Genomic DNA, 20304 nt, shown 5'->3' with positions numbered 1-20304 from the left:
AAGCCGATGTCGAATACACGCAAATGGTTCGCCAGCGGCGATCCTTGGGTCTGGATGATCGGAGGTGCGCTGACCGTCAGTCTGCTGATGGTGATCGGGCTGATCGGGCTGATCGCGGTACGCGGCTTCGGGCACTTCTGGCCCGCAGAACTGATCGAGACCAAGGTGCGCACGGCCAGCGGCGAGATCGAAATCGTGCTGGGCGAAATCACCGACACCGAGACGCTGACGCCACTGCAGCTGCAGGATACCGATCTGGCGGGGCAGGCCGATGGCGATGCACTGACCTCCCGGGCGCAGTTCAAGATCGGTAACCGCGATGTCTTCGGCAGCGATTTCCGCTGGATCCTCGAGCCGCGGCGGATCGAGACCCGGATACCCGAGGACGCGATCATGCTGGAACGGCGCGAGTACGGGAATTTCTACGGCTATCTGGTCAATATCAAGCGCGACGGCGAGATCATTGCGCGGGGCGACGAGGCCTTCGAGGAACTGAAGGCCATGCTTGACAAGAACCGCGAGCAGGTCGACGAACTGGAACACATCGACCGGTACGAGATCGGTGCGATCAATTACCGGCTGGAGCAGGCGCGCCTGGATGAGCGCGGTCTGGAATTCAACCGCGACAAGATCAGCGAGGATGAGTACCAGCGGCGCATGGCCGAGATCGAGGCTGAGCGGCAAGCGGCGCAGGCCGAGTACAAGAAGCTGCGCGAGAAGCGCGATGTGTTGATGCGCGAGCTGAACCGGGCATCGGTCACCATGCGCACCGCCGACGGGCGTGAGAAGGAGATGAAGCTCTCCAATCTCATCCGGGCGACGCGCAACAACGATATGTCGGTATTCGAGAAGACCGGCTACTACCTGGTCAAGCTCAAGGAATTCGTACTCGGTTTTCCGCGCGAGGCCAATACCGAGGGCGGCATCATGCCGGCCATCTTCGGCACCATCACGATGGTGCTGCTGATGTCCATCGTCGTCACGCCTTTCGGCGTGGTGGCCGCGATCTATCTGCGGGAATATGCGCGCCAGGGCACTTTCCTGCGCATCGTGCGCATTTCCGTCTACAACCTCGCGGGCGTGCCCTCCATTGTCTTCGGCGTCTTTGGCCTGGGCTTTTTCGTCTACACCATGGGCGGCAGTATCGATGCCCTGTTCTATCCCGAGCTGGCTCCGCAGCCGGTATTCGGCACCCCGGGCCTGCTGTGGGCGTCGCTGACGCTGGCGCTGCTGACGCTGCCGGTCGTGATCGTTGCCACCGAGGAGGGGCTGACACGCATCCCGCGTGCGGTGCGCGAGGGCAGCCTGGCCCTGGGGGCGACCAAGGCGGAGACGCTGCGGCGCATCGTGCTGCCCATGGCCGCGCCGGCCATGATGACGGGGCTCATCCTTGCCGTGGCGCGGGCGGCGGGCGAGGTAGCGCCGCTGATGCTGGTCGGCGTCGTCAAGTTGGCGCCGGCACTGCCGATCGACGGCGAGTTCCCGTTCCTGCATCTGGAACGCAAGATCATGCACCTCGGTTTCCACATCTACGACGTGGGCTTCCAGAGCCCGAACGTGGAAGCGGCACGGCCGCTGGTCTACGCAACCTCGTTGATGCTGTTGTTCATCATCATTTCCCTGAACCTCACGGCCATTTCGATCCGCAATCGTCTGCGCGAGCGCTTCCGCGCCGACAGCGATTGATCGACGGCCAACGGAGTCCTCATGGTGGAGCAATCCCCGCAAGTCCCGATGCCCGGCAGCCGTCCTTCCGCCACCAACGGCGGGACGCGTTCCCTGGCGAACGAAGACACCTGCATCGAAGTCAGCAATCTCAACCTGTTCTACGGTGAGTCGCAGGCGCTCAAGAACATCAATCTCAAGATTCCGCGTGGACGGGTGACCGCCTTCATCGGGCCTTCGGGCTGCGGCAAGTCGACGCTGCTGCGCTGCTTCAACCGCATGAACGATCTGGTTGACACGTGCCGGGTGGAAGGGCTGATCCGCATTGATCAGGACGACATCTACGACAAGCGCGTGGACGTGGCCGCGCTGCGTCGGCGCGTGGGTATGGTGTTCCAGAAACCGAACCCCTTCCCGAAGTCGATCTTCGAGAACGTCGCCTACGGCTTGCGCCTGCAGGGCGTGAACGACAAGCGCGTGTTGTCGGAGGCGGTCGAGAAGGCGCTGCGTGGCGCCGCACTCTGGGATGAGGTCAAGGACCGACTGGACGACAATGCCTTCGGCATGTCTGGTGGTCAACAGCAGCGTCTTGTCATTGCGCGCGCCATCGCGATCGAGCCGGAAGTCATGCTGCTGGACGAGCCGTGTTCGGCACTCGACCCGATCTCCACGGCGAAGGTTGAGGAGCTCATCACCGAGCTGAAGAAGAAGTACACCATCGTCATCGTCACGCACAACATGCAGCAGGCAGCGCGCGTGTCGGATTACACGGCCTATCTGTATCTGGGGGAAGTGGTGGAGTTCGACGATACGCGCCGGATCTTCACGAATCCCAAGCAGAAGGAAACGGAAGACTACATTACGGGCCGCTTTGGCTAGGCAATGTTGGCCACGGCGTCGGGAACCGTTGATGGCACCGTCTGTCGTCCCGCTCGTCGCTCGGCTCCGGACGGGCTTCACTGCCTGTAATCTAGTTGCCCTAGCGTAGGTGCACTCGGCAATCCTGCATTCCAAGCGCAACTGCGCACCACAACCAAGACGGCTTCGGAGACGCCCATGATCGACAAGTCCTCACTCGGTAAGCACATCTCGAAGGAATTCAACGAGGAGATCGAGGACCTGCGCGAGCGTGTGCTCAGCATGGGGGGCATCGTCGAGCAATTGCTCAGCGATGCGGTGGAGGCACTGGCCAGTGGTCGTGCGCCCGACTTCAAGGAGGTCAAGGCCGAGGATCGCAAGGTCAATACGCTGGAAGTTTCCATTGACGAATCCATTGCCGAGCTCATTGCGCGCCGTCAGCCCACCGCCAGCGATCTACGCCTCATCCTGACCGTATCGCGTGTCATCGTCGATCTGGAGCGCATCGGTGACGAGGCCAAGAAGGTCTACAAGATGGCCACACGGCTGACCGACGCCCGCGGCCGCCACGCCGACGCTTTCACCGAGGCGGAGAACCTGGGCCTGCACGTGCAGAAGATGCTGCGCGGTGCGCTGGATGGCTTCGCCCGCCTGGATCCGGACGCCGCCCTGCGTGTCGCGCGTGAAGACGACAAGGTCGATCGCGAGCACGAGGAGATCATCCGTCTGAACATGACCTACATGCTGGAGGACGCGCGCAATATCAAGCGTGCAGTCGACCTCATGTGGGCCGTGCGCGCGCTGGAGCGCATTGGGGACCACGCCCGCAATATCGGGGAGCACACCATCTACATGGTGACCGGGCAGGACGTGCGCTACGTGGATATTGACCGCGTCGAGGAAATCGTCCGCGCCGCACAGTAGCCACCGCTGGCCGGTATCGCTCGCCGCCAGCGCTTGCACCATGACGAGGCGGCTACAATACGGGCCGGTATCGAAGGCCAACTGAGCAATCTGTGCGTTCCAAGCTGCGCGTCGCCGCGCTGGTGACTCTGGCTGTCGGCCTGGTTGCCGGCAGCCTGTATATTCTTTATCTCGATCAGGTGATCCGGGAGCGCTTCGCCGGTGTGCGCTGGGCGGTGCCCTCGAAGGTCTTTGCCGCGCCGCTTGAGTTGTATCCGGGCAAGCCAATGGATGCGCAGGCACTGGCGCGGGAACTCGATCGGCTGGGCTATCGCAAGGTGGCCACGCCCTCCAAGCCGGGGAGCTATGCCCAGTCGCGACGCGCAGTGGATCTTGTCAGCCGCGCTTTCCAGTATTGGGACGGCAAGGAGCCCTCGCGCCGGCTGTTCGTACGTTTCGATGATGCCGGTATTCGAGAGATCGTCGAGCCGGGCGTGTCCAGCAGCCATGCGCTGGTACGCATCGACCCGTTGGCGATCGGCAGCATTCACGCTGCGCGCGCGGAGGATCGCTTGCTGCTCCGGCGCGAGGAAGTCCCGGAATTGCTCGCCAAGGGCATCATCCTGGTCGAGGATCGCCATTTCTACTCGCACTGGGGTGTGTCGCTGCGCGGCATTGCGCGGGCGATGGTGGCCAACGTCAAGGCGGGTCGGGTCGTGCAGGGAGGAAGCACGATCACCCAGCAGTTGGTGCGCAACTTCTTTCTGACCCTGGACCAGAACCTGCAGCGCAAGATCAAGGAGGCCATCATGGCGATCCTGCTCGAGCTGCACTATGACAAGGAGGAAGTGCTCGAGGCCTATATCAACGAGATCTTCCTTGGCCAGGACGGCAGTCGCGCCATTCATGGATTTGGCCTGGCGGCCGGCCATTACTTCAACAAGCCGGTGTCCGAGCTCAATGCTGCAGAAACGGCCTTGCTGATCTCGTTGGCCAAAGGCGCTTCCTATTACAACCCACGTCGGCATCCCGAGCGGGCGCGCGCCCGACGCGATCTCGTGCTCCGGCTTTTTGAAGAAAACGGGTTGATCAGCGAGGCGCGTTACCAGCGCGCGATTGCCGCGCCCCTCGGTGTGGAAAGCGATGGCGACGGCGGCGCAGTGCGTTATCCGGCCTTTGTCGAGTTGGTGCGACGACAGCTGGAGGCGGACTATCGCAAGGAAGATCTGCAGAGCGAGGGCCTTCGCATCTTCACCACCCTGGACCCGCATGCCCAAGCCGAACTGGAGCGCCAGATTCGCGATGGCCTTTCGCGTATCGAATCCCAGCGCAATATCGAGCAAGGCAGCCTGGAGGCCGCAGCCCTGATCACGCGCGCGGAGAGCGGCGAAGTGGCCGCATTGGCCGGCGGGCGCGAGGGCCGGTATCGCGGCTTCAATCGCGCCTTGGATGCGCGCCGTCCCATCGGATCTTTGGCCAAGCCCTTCGTCTACCACACCGCACTGTCACAGCCAGAGCGTTTTCATCTGTATAGCCTGCTCGAAGACAAGCCGTTGCGTCTGGAGATGCCCAATGGCTCCGTGTGGGAGCCAAAGAATTACGATGCCGAGCAAATACACGGCGAGGTCCGTCTGTATGAGGCGCTGGCGCGTTCCTACAATCTGGCAACCGCCCATCTTGGCCTCGCCGTCACCCCCAAGGCAGTGGCACAGACCATGCGCGCCGCGGGGCTTGAGCAGGCGCCCACGGCCTTGCCGTCCTTGGCGCTGGGCGCGATTGATCTGTCGCCCCTGGAGGTCGCGCAGATGTACAGCACGCTCGCGAGCGGCGGATTCCGCTATCCCCTGACCGGGATCCGGGAAGTCACCGATGCCGAGGGCGAGCCACTCACCCGCTACGGCATGCAGGTGCAGCGGGGTCTCGAGGAGGCGCCCACCTACCTGACCAATTGGGCCCTGGAGCAGGTGACGATCTTCGGAACGGGGGGTGGTGTCTACCGCTGGATCGACCCGACGACGCGCGTGGCGGGCAAGACGGGCACGACAGATGGGTATCGCGATGCCTGGTTCGCCGGCTTTGGTGGTGATCGCGTCGGCGTCTTCTGGGTGGGTCGCGATGACAATGCGCCCACCGGGCTGAGCGGTTCCAGCGGCGCATTGCCCCTGTGGTCAGCTACCATGGCGGCGCTTGACCTACAGAGTTATGAACCCTTCATGCCTTCCGGTGTGGAACAGGTGCAGATCGACCGAGAGAGCGGACTGCGCGCAGGCGAAGGGTGTCAACAAGTCATTTCGCTGCCCTTCATCGAAGGCTTCGCGCCAGAGCGCGAGGCGCCCTGTGCGGGTAGCGATCCCTCCGAAGGAGTGCGTGGATGGTTTCAGCGCCTGTGGCAATGACGCGCGGTTTGCTGGTTGTGCTTGCGCTCGCCTTGGGCGCGTGCGGCACGCTGCCGCATGAGCGCACGACCGGCACCGTTTTCGAGTCCGCCCCGTCAGAAACGGACGGTCAGCGGAGCGACCGGGCTGCCGCGGGTGAACGTGAGCGTCAGGCGCCGCGCGACGGTACCGAAGTGGCGATTTATCAACCGCCTGCAACGGAGCAGCCCGAATCGCTGACCGAGCGCCATCCCCGTTCCCTGTCAGAGGTCAGCGGGCCCGCCGTCGTCAGTCTGGTGCAACAGGCGGATCAGGCGGCCCGCGAGGCGCGCTACGAGACCGCCATTGCGGTGCTGGAGCGTGCGCTGCGCATTGAACCCCGCAATGCCTTTGTCTGGGCGCGTCTCGCAGAGGTTCGGCTGCAGGCGGGTGAAGCCCAGCAGGCGGCCGCGACTGCTGATCGCGCCAACAGTCTGGCGCGAGGCAACCCCTATCTGGAAGCGCGAAATTGGCGCACCCTGGCAGATGCACGCAGGCAGCAGGGTGACGCCCAGGGCGCCCAGCTTGCGCGGCAGAAGGCCGAGCAGGCGCGGCTGCGGCAAACGGGTGGAAATTGACACGGCCGCGCCTCTGGCGCGGCAGGCCAGCGAGCATCTGGCAGCGCATGGACCGCTAGCACGCGCCATTCCGGGCTTCAGTGAGCGCCGGGTGCAGCGCGAGATGGCTGAGCAGGTCGCGGAGGCTATCGAGCAAGGAGCCACACAGTTGGTGGAAGCCGGAACCGGCACCGGTAAGACCATGGCCTATTTGCTCCCCGCCGTGTTGTCCGGCAAGCGTACGGTGGTCAGTACGGGAACGAAGAACCTGCAGGATCAGCTCTATCAGCGCGATCTTCCGCGTCTGTTGGCCGCCCTTGGCATGCCGGTTCAGACGGCGCTGCTCAAAGGCCGCGCGAATTACCTTTGTCGCTACCGCCTGAAGCAGGCGGCGGACCAGCCGGGGCAGGATAGTGGGCGCATTCTGTCGCTGCGGCAGTTCATGGAAGCCTCTGAATCCGGCGAACTGGCCGACTACGGCAAGCTTGCCGACAACGACCCGCTGCGGCCCAGGGTGACTTCCACGGCCGACAATTGTCTGGGCACGCGTTGTCCGGATTTCGACGACTGCTTCGTGTTTGCGGCGCGTCGACGCGCGTTGGATGCCGATCTGGTGGTGGTCAACCATCACCTGCTGTTCGCTGATTTCGCCGTGAGGGAGGCGGGCTTCAGCGAAATTTTGCCCGGTGCTGAGATCGTGATTGTCGACGAGGCGCACCAGCTGCCTGACCTCGCCGCGAGTGCTTTCGGGCAGCGTCTGTCGACTCGGCAGCTCAGTGAATTAAGCCGCGATCTCCGACGCATGCACGCCTTGGCGGATTACCCAGAGCTTGGCGATACGCTCCAACGTCTCGTCGATCTGTGTGCCGCCATGGAAAGCGAGTTAGGCGCACTTGAAGGACGCACAGCCTGGCAACGCCTGCGCTTGCAGGCTGGTGTTGAATCCCTGATCTCCGATACCGCGGAGGTATTGGAGCTGCTAGCCACGCAGATGGAGCACTCTAGGATGGCGGACGACGAGGAAGGCCGTCGGCTGTCGGAGCGTTGCCAGGAGCATCTGTCGGTCCTGGCGGCCTTTCTCGATCCAACCTCTGATAACCCGTCCAATGAAGAGACCGGGCACGACCACGACAGAACCGATGGAGAGTACACGCCGGCCACGGTTGTGAGCGGCGAGATGGTGCGCTGGGCGGAGCCACTAGGCTGGGGTGGTGCTCTGTGTGCAAGCCCGGCGGACATCAGCGCAGCCTACCGCAGGGCGGCCGCGGGACATCCGGGGGCCTGGATCTATGTATCTGCCACGCTCTCGGTCAACGGGCGCTTTGATCTCTTTCGGGGACAGCTCGGCCTGCCACCCGAAGCCCGCGAAAGCGTGCTGCCACCGGTCTTCGATTACGAGGCGCAGTGCCGTCTCTGGGTGCCCGAGGGGCTGCCGGCACCGGGCGGTGATCAGCACACGCGGGCACTTCTCAACGCGGTACTGCCGGCACTGGAAGCCAGTGACGGTGGCGCTTTCCTGTTGATGACCACCCATCGCGCCGTCAAGGAAGCTGCGGCCATCCTGCGCGCGGACGGACGCTTTCCGTTGTTTGTGCAGAGCGAGGATGATCGTGCCCGATTGCTGCGGGGTTTCAGTGAGGCCGGTCACGGCGTGCTCATTGGCGCGGCCAGTTTCTGGGAGGGCGTGGATGTCCCTGGTGACGCACTGCGCATGGTCGTCATCGACAAGCTGCCCTTTGCGCCACCGGATGATCCGGTCGTGGAAGCGCGCCGTGAGCGGATCGAGCGTGATGGCGGTAACCCCTTCATGGAGTATCAGCTGCCACAGGCGATTCTCGCCTTGCGCCAGGGAGTCGGCCGACTCATCCGTAGCGAAAGCGACCGGGGGCTGCTGGTGCTGGGTGACCCGAGAGTGCTGTCTGCACGCTATGGCGCGAAAGTGCTGCGTGCGCTGCCCGCCATGCCGCGCTTGGCGCATCCGGAGGACGTCCTCTCCTTTGCGCGCTCCCTTCGTCCAGGGTCCCCTCAATGAAACTGCTCGCGGTCGATACCTCCACTGCCCAACTGTGCGTCGGCGTGCGCCATGGCGAGCGTCGCCACAGTGATGTTTCCACAGGCAGTGCGACCCATGCGCGTTCCCTGCCACAACGCGTCAAGGCCATGCTGGGCGCTGCCGCACTGAGACCAGGAATGCTCGATGCCATCGTGGTCGGCGTCGGACCCGGCAGTTTTTCGGGGCTCCGCATTGGCATGAGCTTCGCGCAGTCCATGGCCTGGGCATTGGATTGTCCACTCGTTGCTGTGGGCTCCCTCGAAGCGATGGCGGCGCAATGCCTGCATGCTTCCCAGGCCGAGGCTGTCTGGGCTGCCTTGGACGCGCGTATGGGCTCGGTCTACGCGGGCTGCTTTGTGCTGGCCGACGACGGAGATGTGCATGCACAGACCCCCGTTCGCGAGTGGTCGTCGGCGGCCTTCTTCGAACGACGAGCCGCCGGCAAGGCGCAGACATCGAAGGAGAGCGGTCGCGCGTGGGTGGTGGGCAATGCGCTGCGGCTGCCGGAGGCGCAGTTGCTGGAGGCGACGGGCTGGGGCGGGCTCGATGCCGAGGTCTTGCCCCATCCCGACACCTACCTTCGACTGGGCGGGCTACGGTATACCGCCGGGCAGGTCATCAATGCGCAGGCGCTGACCCCGCTTTATGTGCGTGACCGCGTCGCGCTGACGCGGGCACAGCGCGACGCGGGTGAGCGGCTGGGTGTGGAGTAGGGCGCTAGGCTTCCACGTCGCGCGGGCGATGATAGGCGATGCGGCGGGCACAATCCGGCGCGAGTTCGGCCCAACGTTGGCACTCCAGTTCGAGGATGAGCAAGGCAGCTGTGGGCATCTCCACGCCGCGCATATCGGGGCATAACCAGGCTGCGAAGGCAGAGATGCCCGGGTTGTGGCCGAAGGCCATGAGTGCCTTGCCATCGTCGGGCTGGCTCTGCAGCACCTCGCACCAGTCGCCGGCACTGGCCTCGTAGAGGCGGGCGTCAATGCGCATGGTGCGGGCATCGATATCGAAGGCCTCAGCGAAGCGTCGCGCCGTGGTGATGGCACGGACTGCGGGGGAGCTGAGCAGAATCGGCACCTGTGCACATTGTGTAGCGGCAAGCTGCGCCATGCGCGGCGCGTCGCGTCGACCGCGCGCGTTCAGGGGGCGCTCGAAATCTTCGAGTTCAGGGTCATCCCACGCCGATTTCGCGTGACGGACCAGACTGAGCGTGAGGCTCATGGTGCCTCCTTGGCATCGGGCAGGGGGTTGTAGAGGTCAAAGCGTACGCTGTTGCCGCGGAGGCTTTCCATGGGCGGCGTACCAGCCAGGGGCGGCGCACGCAGCGCGCGCTTCACTACCACGCGGCCATGGGCGGCTTTGCGCGCCAGCGCAAGCAGCGCATCCGCGTCCGTATCGTGACCTACCAGTGCGCGCAGTTGCTGAGCCTGGGCGTCGGGGAGGGCGTGCTTGCGCGTCGGCGCGTACATGGGGTCGAGGTAGACGGCGTCCCATTGTCGGGACTGGAGCTGCTCGCGTGCATCGCCGGGGTGCAGGGATAGCCGTTGCTGGATGTCCTGCGGCAGCGCCGCGATGGCGGCACGCAGAAAATCCACGACGGCAGGATGGCGCTCGCACAACGTGATTTCCGCGCCCAGCGCCGCCATCAGGGCGGCGTCGCGTCCGAAGCCGGCGGTGGCGTCGCAGATGCGCAGACGGGCCTTGCGATGCAAACCGACGGCGCGACAGAGCAACTGCTTGCGGCCGGCCGCGATACGACGTTCCAGAGCGCGTTGCCATTGGGCGATGGATGCCTCTTCCGTCAGCATGCAGGCGATTACGGCAGCAACGGATTCAGCGCGTGCTCAGCACGCAGGCGGCAAAAAGAAGCCATTCAACATTCGTCGCAAGGTGTGCATGCGCGGCCATCTGATAGGCTGTTCATTGTACGTTTCGCAAGCGCTGCCCCGCGGAGGAGGGTGATGAAAATCAAGGAACTGCTCGATGTTTGGCACGCTGGCGCCAGCGATCCCTTTACGGCGGAATCCTACAACGTGCGTTTGCCTGTGTACGACGCGGCCCGGCTGGCGGCATTGTCCGAACTTTTTCCGGGACGGGATGCGGAAGCTCTGCTGACCGATCTGCTGACCGCCTCGCTCGATGAGCTGGAATCAAATTTCCCCTATCAGCGCGGCGACCGCGTCGTTGAGCATGATGAGATGGGCGACCCCATCTACGAGGACATCGGACTGGGCCCAAGATTTCATGAATTGACCCGCAAGCACGCTGCGCGACTGAAGGCAGCGGCACATCAAGCCGCTTCCAGCAAGGACGCGTGAGCGCCGTCGTGGAGCAGACTCTGCGCGGGGCGCTTGGCCCGGCGCCGCAGATTCTGGAACCCGGTGCGGAACGGCCGTTGGTCGACCTCGAACTGCCCCTGGGGCTTGATCGCCTGGTCACGCGCAAGCGCCTGGAGGGCTTTACCCATGCCGCGGTCATGGTACCCATCCTGCGTCGTGCGCAGGGATTGCAGGTCCTGTTCACACGCAGAGCCGATCACCTGCGCGCGCACCGTGGCCAGGTGAGCTTCCCCGGAGGGCGCTATGAAGCCGGGGATGAGCAACTGATCAACACGGCCTTGCGCGAAACGGAGGAGGAGATCGGCCTGTCGCGCGAGCATGTGGAAGTGATTGGCTGCCTGGATGATTATCCGACCATCACCCGCTACCTGGTGACGCCTGTTGTGGCGCTGATCGATACACCACCTGACCTTTATGCAGACCATGGCGAGGTCGCGGAGATCTTCGAGATTCCGCTTGCGCATCTGCTGCAACGTTCCAGCTATCAGCGACGATTCTTTACGCGCGAAGGACTGCGCGTGCCCTTCTTCCAGGTCGAATACAACGGCTATGTCGTCTGGGGCGCGACGGCGGGAATGCTTTGGAATATGTACAACAAGATGACGGCATGACGCCGTTATGGCGCGCGGCCCAGGAGCGCCAGCGCGAAGCCGCAGCCTTGGGCTTTGACTGGCCCGATCTGGATGGCGTACTCGCTAAGCTGCGCGAGGAGCTGGCTGAGTTGGAGGACGCGACGCAGAACCCGGACGCGACTCAACGTGTTGCGCAGTGCCGGCACGAGCTGGGCGATCTGCTGTTCGTCCTGGCACATCTGAGTCGCCGACTCGAAGTCGACCCCGAAAGCGCGCTTAATGATGCATTGGCGCGTTTCAATGCTCGGTTCTCCGAAGTGATGCGCGATGCGGAGCAACTGCCACCGCTCGGTAATCCCGCACGATTGGATGCCATGGAGGCACGCTGGCAGGCCGCAAAGCGGCGCGGTCTCTAGGGACGACGCGGCCGGTCAGGCGCGGTGCAGCGTCCGATAGAGCGCGTCAAAGGCCTCGGTCACGCGGTGGCGTGGCGCATACCAGGGCAGGGGCTGGCGCGCCTCGTGCGACTCCCGCACGACCACGGAACTGGGGAGCAGCGGCTCCAGAATGGGGAGACCTTCACTTCGCAGTGTCTCCACCAGTTGCTTCGGAAGGCGCGCGCGGCTCTGGAACTGGTTGACAATGATGCCACCCACGCGCAAGGACTCATTATGGTCTTCGCGCAGTTCCGCAATGTTTTCGAGCAGGCCATAGAGCGCCTGTCGGGCGAAGTCGTCGCAATCGAAGGGGATCAGCACTTCATCCGCGGCGATGAGCGCCGAACGACTGTAAAAATTGAAGGACGGGGGCGTATCGATGAGGATCTGGTCGTAGCCGTTCAGCTTGCGCAGGGCCTGGCGTAGCTTGTGCACCTTCTGCTTGGCTTCCAGCTTGCTTTGCAGATGCTCAAGCTCATTGCCGGCCGCCACCACATCCAGCCCTTCCCACGCGGTCGGCGTGCAATAGGCCTCGAAAGGGGTGCTGCCCAGCGAAAAGTTGAGGGTGCTGCCAAAAAAGTCGGAAATATCGCGCTCGACCGGCTGGTCGCCCAGAAGATAGCGGCTGGCATTGCCCTGCATGTCGAGATCAACAACCAGCGTTCGCTTGCCGCGCGCCACAGCGGCCGCCGCGAGGTTGCAGACGATGGTCGTCTTGCCAACGCCTCCTTTCTGGTTGAACACGGCGCGCGTGATGGTGGCGTTGCTCAATGGACTCTCTCGTCAGCTGATGAAGGTGTCGCTTGCAAGCGGTTTATCAGGGTCCACCGCGTAGTGACTGAAATCGGAGACGCCGCGCGCGCGTAGAATCTCTTCATCCAGATAGAAGCGGCCAGGTTCGCCGCGCCCGGGGTCAGAGAGCAGGGCACTGACCGCATCCGCCACGATCCTCGGCTTGCGGCAGTTTTCGGCCTGCACATTGTGCGCGTGGACGATGGCGTCAGTCAGGATCAGGGTGTGCGGCCAGAGGCCATTGACCGTGATGCCCAGCCGCTTGAACTCCTCCGCGATACCAATGACAGCCAGCGACAGTGACAACTTGGAGACCGCGTAGGGAGCAAAACTGCCTAGCCAGCGCTTGTTCTGTGTGGGGGGAGGCGTGACCACTACAATGCGTGGCTTCTCGGACTGCCGCAGATAGGGCAGTGCAGCGCGTACCAGCAGCATGGTGGCCTTGACGTTGACGTCGAGCAGAGCAGCAATATCGTCGTTGCTCGTTTCAGCCAATGCCGAAGTGCGTACCAGACCGGCATTCAGTACCAGAGCATCCAGGCCACCAAGCTGTTCGGCAGCGCGGTCGGGTAAAGCCTCCACGTCCTCGCGCTTGGCCAGATCGGCGCGGAGCCCCACCACGGTCCCCTTGCCGAGTGATGCCAGTGAAGCAGCCTGGTCCTGCACCGCGGCACTGCGCGCCGTGAGCGCAAGTGCTCGGTCCTGCTGCGCGAGGACGGTGGAAATCTCCAGGCCGATACCGCGCGACGCGCCAGTGACGAGGACCTTCTTGCTCATGCGGACATTCGCTCAAGAATGCCTGCCCGGCACGGTAACCGGGCAGGCATGTTCGGGGCTACGCGCCTAGGCTGCCAATTGCCGCAGGACGTAGTTCAGCACACCACCGTGGCGGTTGTACTCCCACTCCTTGGGCGTGTCGACACGCACATTGGCGGTAAAGGTGACGGTGGAGCCATCCGCCTTGTGCGCCTTGACGGTGACTTCCTTGGCGCCGGGCTCCAGCCCTTCGATGTCGATCTGCTCACTGCCGTCGAGGCCAAGATTCTCGGCGTTCTGGCCATCCTTGAAGGTCAGCGGGACCACGCCCATGCCGACGAGGTTGGAGCGGTGAATGCGCTCGAAGGACTCGGTGATGACCGCCTTCACACCGAGCAGGGTCGTGCCCTTGGCCGCCCAGTCGCGCGACGAGCCCGTACCGTATTCCTTGCCGGCAATGACGACCAGCGGGGTGCCTTCGTCCTGATAGCGCATGGCAGCGTCGTAGATCGACATCTGTTCACCGGTGGGGATGTGCTTGGTATAGCCACCCTCGACACCCGGCACGATCTGGTTGCGGATGCGGACATTGGCGAAGGTGCCGCGCATCATCACTTCGTGATTACCGCGGCGCGAACCGTAGCTGTTGAAGTCGGCCGGTTCGACGCCGTGCTCCATCAGATACTTGCCCGCCGGCGAGTCCTTCTTGATGGCACCCGCCGGAGAGATATGGTCGGTGGTGACCGAGTCGCCGAGCAGCGCCAGCACACGGGCGCCGGTGATGGCGGGCAGGCCCGGGACTTCCTTGGTCATGCCCTGGAAGTACGGCGGGTTCTGCACGTAGGTCGAGTCGTCGCTCCAGTTGTAGAGCTCGCCGGTGGGTACTTCCAGTCCGCGCCAGCGGTCGTCGCCATTGAAGACCGTGCTGTAGCTGGCCTTGAACATGTCCGCATCCAGGGAGCTGTTGATCAGGTCCTGGATCTCGTGATTGGTGGGCCAGATGTCCTTCAGATAGACCGTCTCGCCCTTGTCGTTCTCGCCGATGGGGTCGTTGTTGAGGTCCATGTCGACGTTGCCGGACAGCGCGTAGGCGACCACCAGCGGCGGGCTGGCCAGGTAGTTCATGCGCACGTCCTGATGGACGCGACCTTCGAAGTTTCGGTTGCCCGAAAGGACGGCAGCGACGGAGAGGTTGTTGGCGTTGACCGCTTCGCCGACGGGCTCCGGCAGCGGACCCGAGTTGCCGATGCAGGTGGTGCAGCCATAGCCGACGACATTGAAGCCAAGGGCTTCGAGGTCATCCAGCAGACCGGCTTTCTTGAGATAGTCGGTGACCACCTTGGAGCCGGGGGCGAGCGAGGTCTTGACCCAGGGCTTGACCGTGATGCCTCGCTGACGCGCGTTGCGGGCGAGCAGGCCGGCACCGATCAGTACGGCGGGGTTCGAGGTATTGGTGCAGGAGGTGATGGCTGCAATGACGACGGCGCCATCCTTGAGGTCGAACTTCTGGTTCTTGTACTCGACCTGGGCCGGACCCTTGGTGGGGCGGTGCGACTGGTCGGCCTCGAAGGCCTTGCGGAAGTTGGCCTGGACGTCGGTCAGCAGCACCCGGTCCTGTGGACGCTTGGGGCCGGCGAGCGAGGGCAGGATCGTGGACAGATCCAGGTGCAGCACGTCGCTGTACTCGGCTTCCGGTTCGTTGTCCTCGCGCCACATGCCCTGGGCCTTGGCGTAGGCCTTGACCATTTCGACCTGGTCTTCCGAGCGGCCGGTCAGGCGCAGATACTTCAGGGTTTCGTCGTCCACCGGGAAGATGCCGCAGGTGGCGCCATACTCTGGTGCCATGTTGGCGATGGTGGCGCGATCGGCGAGGGTCATCTCGGCCAGGCCGTCGCCGAAGAACTCGACGAACTTCTCGACCACGCCACGCTTGCGCAGCATTTCCGTGACGGTGAGCACGAGGTCCGTGGCGGTAGCGCCTTCGGGCAGCTTGCCGGTCAGGCGCACGCCGATGACTTCCGGCATCAGCATGGTGGAAGGCTGGCCCAGCATGGCGGCCTCGGCCTCGATGCCGCCCACGCCCCAGCCCAGCACGCCGAGACCGTTCACCATGGTGGTGTGCGAGTCGGTGCCAAAGCAGCTGTCCGGGTACAGCACGCCGTTGTTATCGAATACGACGCGTGCCAGGTACTCGATGTTGACCTGATGCACGATGCCGGTGTCGGGAGGGACGACCTTGAAGTTGTCGAGCGCATCCTGGCCCCAGCGCAGGAAGGCGTAGCGTTCCTTGTTGCGACTGAACTCGAGCTTCGCGTTGAGATCGAAGGAGTCGCTGGCACCGTAATGGTCCACCATGACGGAGTGGTCGATCACCAGTTCCGACGGGCACAGCGGATTGATCTTCTTGGCGTCGCCGCCGAGCTGCTTCATGGCGTCGCGCATGGCGGCGAGATCGACCACGCAGGGCACGCCGGTGAAGTCCTGCAGGATCACGCGCGCTGGCGTGAAAGCGATCTCCTTGGCGGGCAGGTTGCGCAGATCCGCGGAGGCAAAGGCTTCGATATCCTCGGCCGTCACCGATTCTCCGTCCTCGTTGCGGAGAAGGTTCTCCAGCAGCACCTTGTAGCTGAAGGGCAGACGGGAGACGCGGAACTTGTCTTCCAGCGCCTGCAGGTTGTAGTACTGGTACTGCTTCGAGCCGACGTCCAGCGTGGCGCGGACATTGAAGCTATCCGTCATCGCGAGCCTCTTATCTTTTCCGGAACATGATTGGTCTTGTTGCCGCGCCGGCGACCGGTGCCGCGAGCGACATGGCCGCGCATTATACGCGCTGTGGCGTCAAACCCCAGATGGTAGCGGGCTGCTGCGACCAAAGTTGCATCACGGCGGGTGGCGCGATGCAACGGACTACGACGCGACCGTACCTTCGAGGGCGTGCACGCGGTCGATTTCGGCGCAGCCAAGGCACTCTTCGCCCTGATAGAACACGGCATATTGCCCGGGAGCGGCGGCGCGTTGCGGCTGCTCAAAATGAAGGCTGCTACGGCCGTCCGCGCCCACCTCTAGGGCCGCAGCCTGAAGGCTTTGCCGATGGCGAATACGCACCTCCAGTGCCAGCGATCTATCGCCGCCATCGATTTCGGGTGGCCGGCGGATCCAGTGCGTGTCGATTAGCTCGATCGTGCGCGCCATCAGGCGGGGATGCTCGGGGTCCTGGTCGACGACCAACCGATTGCCTGTGACATCGCGCTCAATGACATACCAGGGCGCCTCGGCCGCGCCGGCGACTCCCCCGACGGCGAGGCCGCGCCGTTGACCCTGGGTATAGAAGGCTACGCCCTGGTGGCGGCCCAGTTCGCGACCCCGAGAATCGACAATGGGCCCGGGCTGCGCGGGTAGCCATTGTGCGAGAAAGTCGCGCATATGGCGTTCGCCGATGAAGCAGATACCGGTGGAGTCCTTGCGTTGATGGTTCGGCAGACCCGCGGCGCGCGCTTTGGCACGGACGTCGGTCTTGCTCAGCTCACCGAGCGGGAATTGCACCCCATCGAAGGCGCTGCGGGCGACGCCGGCGAGAAAGTAGCTCTGATCCTTGTTGTCGTCGATCGCGCGCAGTAGCCGCGGGCCACCGGCGTCCTGCTGCAGGCGCGCATAGTGGCCGGTAGCCACGGCATCGGCACCCAGCCGCCGGGCATGGGCGAGAAAGGGTGCAAACTTGATGGCGCGATTGCACAAGATGTCCGGATTGGGCGTGCGTCCGCGTGCGTATTGGGCAAGGAATTCCTGGAATACCTGCTCGTGATAGGTGCGCGAGAAATCCACCCGTTGCAGCGGGATATCCAGTTCCTCTGCAACCGCGCGGGCCGAGGCGAAATCCTCTGCGGCGTTGCAGTAGCCTGACTCGTCGGCCGTCCAGTTGACCATGAAGACGCCGGATACCTCGTGGCCGGCTTCGCGCAGCAGCAGCGCGGTGACCGCGGAGTCGACGCCTCCGGACAATCCGACGACCACATGCATGAGGCTAGGCCGGCAGGTGGTCGAGCCACTCCAGCGCCAGGCGGCGACCCGCGAGGGCGTCATCGACGCCACGCTGCACCATCGGGCTGCGGTGCTCAGCCGCGCGTGCGGCCAGTGCTTGCGGACTCAGCCAGACGGCCTGCTCGATGGCGGGATCAAGGGGCCGGTCTGCGTCATGGTCGAGCGCGGTGGCGAGGAAAGCGAAGCGCAGGAAGGCGTAGGGCAGGTCCGGCGGATGGTAGCTGTAGATACCGACCAGGGCCGTTGGTTGCACGCGCCAGCGGGTTTCCTCCAAGGTCTCGCGCACGGCCGCCTCAATCAGCGTCTCGCCGGCTTCCCAGTGGCCCGCCGGCTGATTCAGCACCCGCTGTCCGCCGACCCGTTCCTCGACGAACAGCCATTGGCCGCTGCGTTCCACCAGTGTGGCGACTGTGACATGCGGTGCCGTCTCGTCCATCACAGGTTGCCCCGCTGCCGCAGATGGTAATAGCCCTGGTTGTCGGGGCGTCCGATCAGCCGCAGCAGGTTGCGGGTCTGCTCGGGCGCATTGTCGCGTGCTCTCACCCGAACATGGGTTTCGTAGACGCCGTCCGGACGCAGGCGTGCCTCGCCCTTCGCCTCGATGGGATTGTCGTCACTGGAGGCAATATCCGCGAGCAGGGTGCCATCATCCTCCGTCCGTACGTCGGCGCGAAAATCGCCAAGCTGCAGCGCGCTTTGGCCGATTTTCCAGGCAAGGCCGATGGCCTCCACACTGCCGTCTACCGCCAACGGGGTACCCGCGCGGTCGACGCGGGCTTCCTGCAGGCGCGTCACCACGCGGCCCTGGACCGGGAGGCTCCCGTAGCCGGCCGTCTCCAGCAGATTCGAGACCTCGGCCACCACGCGGGTATCGGCCAGACGTACATGACCGGTCGGCGTCACGCCCGCCTGTGCCTCGCCGGTGGCAGGGCCACCAAAGCGCAGATCAAAGGCGCCGCGCAGCAGGAAGAGCTGCCAGGGGTTCCACGACCATTCCAGGTCTTCGACCACGATCATGTTCTGCCATTGCACGCGTGAGGCCCGACCCTCGGAAATACTGCCGGACAGCCCGCTGAGCACAAGACGGGGGTCGGGCGAGCCGATCCAGGCATAGAGGTGCGCGGCCGGGGCATAGAGAACCGCCGATACCACGGCCGATACCAGTGCTGCCACGATGAGCCAACGTCGCCTCATGATGCCCGCTCGACCTGCAGGCGCGCGTCCACCGTCCCGCCCTCCTTGCGATCAATGTCGGCGCGTTCGAGGCGCAGCCCCGGATTGCGCTCCAGTTCCGCGAGCCAGCGCAGCAGATTGTTGAAGGGCGCGGCCTCCAACCAGACCCTGACGGCATCGTCGCCATCGGGTGTCAGGCGTTCGGGGGTGCTGCCCAGCGTGTTGCTGCGTACCGCCTGGTTGACCTGGGCGAGCAGTGAACGCGACCCATTTGGGTTGGCACGCTGGCGGCTCTGCGCCGGCTGCAGGGCGGCAACGCGCTCGATGCGCTGCGCGGTGGCGCGCGCGTCGGCCAGTGCAGCCTCAGCCTGAGCGTGTGCCTGCATGACGGGTTCCCAGACGATGAGATAGAACAGCGTCAGCAGCAGGGCAAGCCCCCCGATGGCGATCATGCGCTGTTCGCGCGTGGATCGCTGCTGCCAGGCCTGCTGCAGCTCAGACAATGCATTCTGCAGAGGAAGGTTCATGCCGCCCCCGGGCCGCTGAGCCGGATGCGGATACGGACGCCCTCACTGCCGGCATCGGCATTCTCGACCGTCATGGCCACGGCCTGCTGATTGCGGTACCAGCCACGGAGGGCTTCCAGATTCTCGAGCGACTCTCCGCGCAGGTTGAGCAGGAGCGTCTGATCGCGCCACTGCATCCCCTCCAGCCGCAAGCCGCCCGAGGCCTGCGCGGCCTGGACGTAGGAATCGAGCAACGTCAGCACGGAGATGGAGGTATCTCCTTCCTGTGCGCTGCGCATCTCCGACCGCAGAAAACTGGGAAGCTGCTGCGCGCGCACCTGGCTGTAGCCGGGGAAAAGCTGCTGGAACCGCTGCACGTTCGCCTGTTGCTGGGCCTCGGCCTGCTGTCTGAGGTAGTAGGTGTCGGCGACCTGGTGCGCGAGGATGCCCGCCATGGTCAGTGCCGCAAAGAGCGCCGCCGCCCGCCAGGGCCGGAAGTAGCGCGCAATATTGCTCTGCGGCGCGTAGTCGCCTTGCAGCAGGTTGGCGTGTTCAGCGCTCTCGATGTAGCGCACAAAGAGATCGAGAAGCGCGCCGAACTCCGGCTGCCGCTGACGCTCGATGCTTTCGGGCAGCGAGAGATCATCCCCATCACCACGCTGGACCACGCGGATGCTCTGTGGGGCTTCGTCGCCAGAGAGGGTGAGCAGCGTGTCGAGGGCGTCGGGTTGCGTGACCGAGGCACTGTTCAGGCCATGACGGATGTAGAGCTGGCCAATCTCGTGATCAAGATGCACGCTCCACTGCGCCTCATCCGGCGGGGGAAGGCACAGGCTGTCGGGCAGCAGCAGGTCAGGATGCAGGCCTGCAGCCGCGAGGCGCTCCATCCAGCGGCGCATGCGTACATGCGAAATGACGGCGAAGCCATGCCGCTGACCTTCGATGATGCCAAGGTGCGCAAAGTGCAGTTGATCGATGTCCTCCGCCAAACGGTCCTCGCAGGCGAAGGGGGCCGCGGCCAGGGCGCGACGGCGATTCCGCACCGGCAATTCGACGTCCAGAAAGCGGACGCTCGCCGCAGGGACAAAGACCACCAGCCGTGCCCCAGGGGCCTGCTCGGCAATCGCGTGCAGGGGGGCGTGTTGCACCGATCCGGTGGCGGCGCCGTCCACGCGAAAAGCGAGCGGGGCTTCCGAGTCGGCGTCCCGGAGATGAATGTAGAGGGTTTGGCGCAAGGCGAA

At 64.3% G+C, this 20304-nt stretch carries 20 protein-coding genes; 10 read left to right on the top strand and 10 right to left on the bottom strand.

Annotated features, from left to right (window positions below):
- The first annotated feature begins 6 nt into the window (after positions 1–6).
- The 7 genes from pstA to tsaB all read left to right on the top strand — a co-directional run bounded on the left by pstA (position 7) and on the right by tsaB (position 9163).
- Positions 7–1686, top strand: a complete 1680-nt coding sequence (gene pstA, locus ACOOFO_RS10450; protein ID WP_420426713.1) for a phosphate ABC transporter permease PstA — start codon at positions 7–9, stop codon at positions 1684–1686.
- A 48-nt stretch (positions 1687–1734) separates the two neighbouring features.
- Positions 1735–2544 carry a phosphate ABC transporter ATP-binding protein PstB gene (pstB, locus tag ACOOFO_RS10445; RefSeq protein ID WP_420429732.1) on the top strand — a complete coding sequence of 270 codons (810 nt, stop codon included), beginning with the start codon at positions 1735–1737 and terminating at the stop codon, positions 2542–2544.
- Between the two features lie 177 nt (positions 2545–2721).
- Positions 2722–3447: a phosphate signaling complex protein PhoU gene (gene phoU / locus ACOOFO_RS10440; RefSeq protein ID WP_420426712.1), complete on the top strand. Its 726-nt coding sequence runs from the start codon at positions 2722–2724 to the stop codon at positions 3445–3447.
- Positions 3448–3539: 92 nt separating this feature from the next.
- On the top strand, positions 3540–5822 hold the full coding sequence (mrcB, locus tag ACOOFO_RS10435) for a penicillin-binding protein 1B (RefSeq protein ID WP_420426711.1): 2283 nt from the start codon (positions 3540–3542) through the stop codon (positions 5820–5822).
- Complete coding sequence (locus tag ACOOFO_RS10430; RefSeq protein WP_420426710.1) at positions 5798–6418, top strand: tetratricopeptide repeat protein; 621 nt, start codon at positions 5798–5800, stop codon at positions 6416–6418. Before mrcB ends, ACOOFO_RS10430 begins: the two co-directional genes overlap by 25 nt.
- Positions 6408–8429, top strand: coding sequence for an ATP-dependent DNA helicase (locus ACOOFO_RS10425; RefSeq protein WP_420426709.1), 2022 nt, complete (start codon positions 6408–6410; stop codon positions 8427–8429). Before ACOOFO_RS10430 ends, ACOOFO_RS10425 begins: the two co-directional genes overlap by 11 nt.
- Entirely contained in the window at positions 8426–9163 is a 738-nt protein-coding gene (gene tsaB, locus ACOOFO_RS10420; protein ID WP_420426708.1) for a tRNA (adenosine(37)-N6)-threonylcarbamoyltransferase complex dimerization subunit type 1 TsaB, read from the top strand. The genes ACOOFO_RS10425 and tsaB overlap by 4 nt, the downstream gene beginning before the upstream one ends.
- Positions 9164–9167: 4 nt before the next feature.
- Here tsaB and ACOOFO_RS10415 read toward each other — a convergent pair whose 3' ends face one another.
- The gene (locus tag ACOOFO_RS10415; protein WP_420426707.1) at positions 9168–9671 is read right to left on the bottom strand and encodes a SixA phosphatase family protein; all 504 of its coding nucleotides are present in this window, start codon (positions 9669–9671) and stop codon (positions 9168–9170) included.
- Positions 9668–10258 (bottom strand): class I SAM-dependent methyltransferase, encoded by a 591-nt coding sequence (locus tag ACOOFO_RS10410; RefSeq protein ID WP_420426706.1) that lies wholly within the window; start codon positions 10256–10258, stop codon positions 9668–9670. Before ACOOFO_RS10410 ends, ACOOFO_RS10415 begins: the two co-directional genes overlap by 4 nt.
- Positions 10259–10411: 153 nt before the next feature.
- Here ACOOFO_RS10410 and ACOOFO_RS10405 point away from each other — a divergent pair, with 153 nt between their 5' ends.
- The 3 genes from ACOOFO_RS10405 to ACOOFO_RS10395 are packed head-to-tail and all read left to right on the top strand — an operon-like array spanning position 10412 to position 11777.
- Positions 10412–10768 carry a type 1 pili tip component gene (locus ACOOFO_RS10405; RefSeq protein ID WP_420426705.1) on the top strand — a complete coding sequence of 119 codons (357 nt, stop codon included), beginning with the start codon at positions 10412–10414 and terminating at the stop codon, positions 10766–10768.
- A complete protein-coding gene (locus ACOOFO_RS10400; protein ID WP_420426704.1) occupies positions 10765–11400 on the top strand; it encodes a CoA pyrophosphatase in 636 nt (211 codons plus the stop codon). The genes ACOOFO_RS10405 and ACOOFO_RS10400 overlap by 4 nt, the downstream gene beginning before the upstream one ends.
- A complete protein-coding gene (locus ACOOFO_RS10395; protein WP_420426703.1) occupies positions 11397–11777 on the top strand; it encodes a MazG nucleotide pyrophosphohydrolase domain-containing protein in 381 nt (126 codons plus the stop codon). Before ACOOFO_RS10400 ends, ACOOFO_RS10395 begins: the two co-directional genes overlap by 4 nt.
- A 15-nt stretch (positions 11778–11792) precedes the next feature.
- Here the strand turns inward: ACOOFO_RS10395 and ACOOFO_RS10390 are convergent, their stop codons facing one another.
- The 8 genes from ACOOFO_RS10390 to gspL all read right to left on the bottom strand — a co-directional run bounded on the left by ACOOFO_RS10390 (position 11793) and on the right by gspL (position 20298).
- Complete coding sequence (locus ACOOFO_RS10390) at positions 11793–12569, bottom strand: ParA family protein (protein WP_420426702.1); 777 nt, start codon at positions 12567–12569, stop codon at positions 11793–11795.
- Between the two features lie 12 nt (positions 12570–12581).
- On the bottom strand, positions 12582–13367 hold the full coding sequence (locus tag ACOOFO_RS10385) for an SDR family NAD(P)-dependent oxidoreductase (protein ID WP_420426701.1): 786 nt from the start codon (positions 13365–13367) through the stop codon (positions 12582–12584).
- A gap of 66 nt (positions 13368–13433) precedes the next feature.
- Positions 13434–16085, bottom strand: a complete 2652-nt coding sequence (gene acnA, locus ACOOFO_RS10380) for an aconitate hydratase AcnA (RefSeq protein WP_420426700.1) — start codon at positions 16083–16085, stop codon at positions 13434–13436.
- Positions 16086–16253: 168 nt separating this feature from the next.
- Complete coding sequence (gene mnmA, locus ACOOFO_RS10375; RefSeq protein WP_420426699.1) at positions 16254–17426, bottom strand: tRNA 2-thiouridine(34) synthase MnmA; 1173 nt, start codon at positions 17424–17426, stop codon at positions 16254–16256.
- Complete coding sequence (locus tag ACOOFO_RS10370; RefSeq protein ID WP_420426698.1) at positions 17368–17820, bottom strand: NUDIX hydrolase; 453 nt, start codon at positions 17818–17820, stop codon at positions 17368–17370. Before ACOOFO_RS10370 ends, mnmA begins: the two co-directional genes overlap by 59 nt.
- A complete protein-coding gene (locus tag ACOOFO_RS10365; protein ID WP_420426697.1) occupies positions 17820–18578 on the bottom strand; it encodes a type II secretion system protein N in 759 nt (252 codons plus the stop codon). Before ACOOFO_RS10365 ends, ACOOFO_RS10370 begins: the two co-directional genes overlap by 1 nt.
- Positions 18575–19084 (bottom strand): type II secretion system protein GspM, encoded by a 510-nt coding sequence (gspM, locus tag ACOOFO_RS10360; protein ID WP_420426696.1) that lies wholly within the window; start codon positions 19082–19084, stop codon positions 18575–18577. The genes ACOOFO_RS10365 and gspM overlap by 4 nt, the downstream gene beginning before the upstream one ends.
- Positions 19081–20298: a type II secretion system protein GspL gene (gene gspL / locus ACOOFO_RS10355; RefSeq protein ID WP_420426695.1), complete on the bottom strand. Its 1218-nt coding sequence runs from the start codon at positions 20296–20298 to the stop codon at positions 19081–19083. The genes gspM and gspL overlap by 4 nt, the downstream gene beginning before the upstream one ends.
- Positions 20299–20304 lie beyond the last annotated feature (6 nt).

It is taken from the genome of Algiphilus sp. (assembly GCF_965216485.1).
In the GTDB taxonomy this organism is placed as follows: Bacteria; Pseudomonadota; Gammaproteobacteria; order Nevskiales; family Nevskiaceae; genus Algiphilus.
Note: the sequence above shows the minus strand (reverse complement) of the source record. Positions and strands in the feature narration are given on the sequence as shown.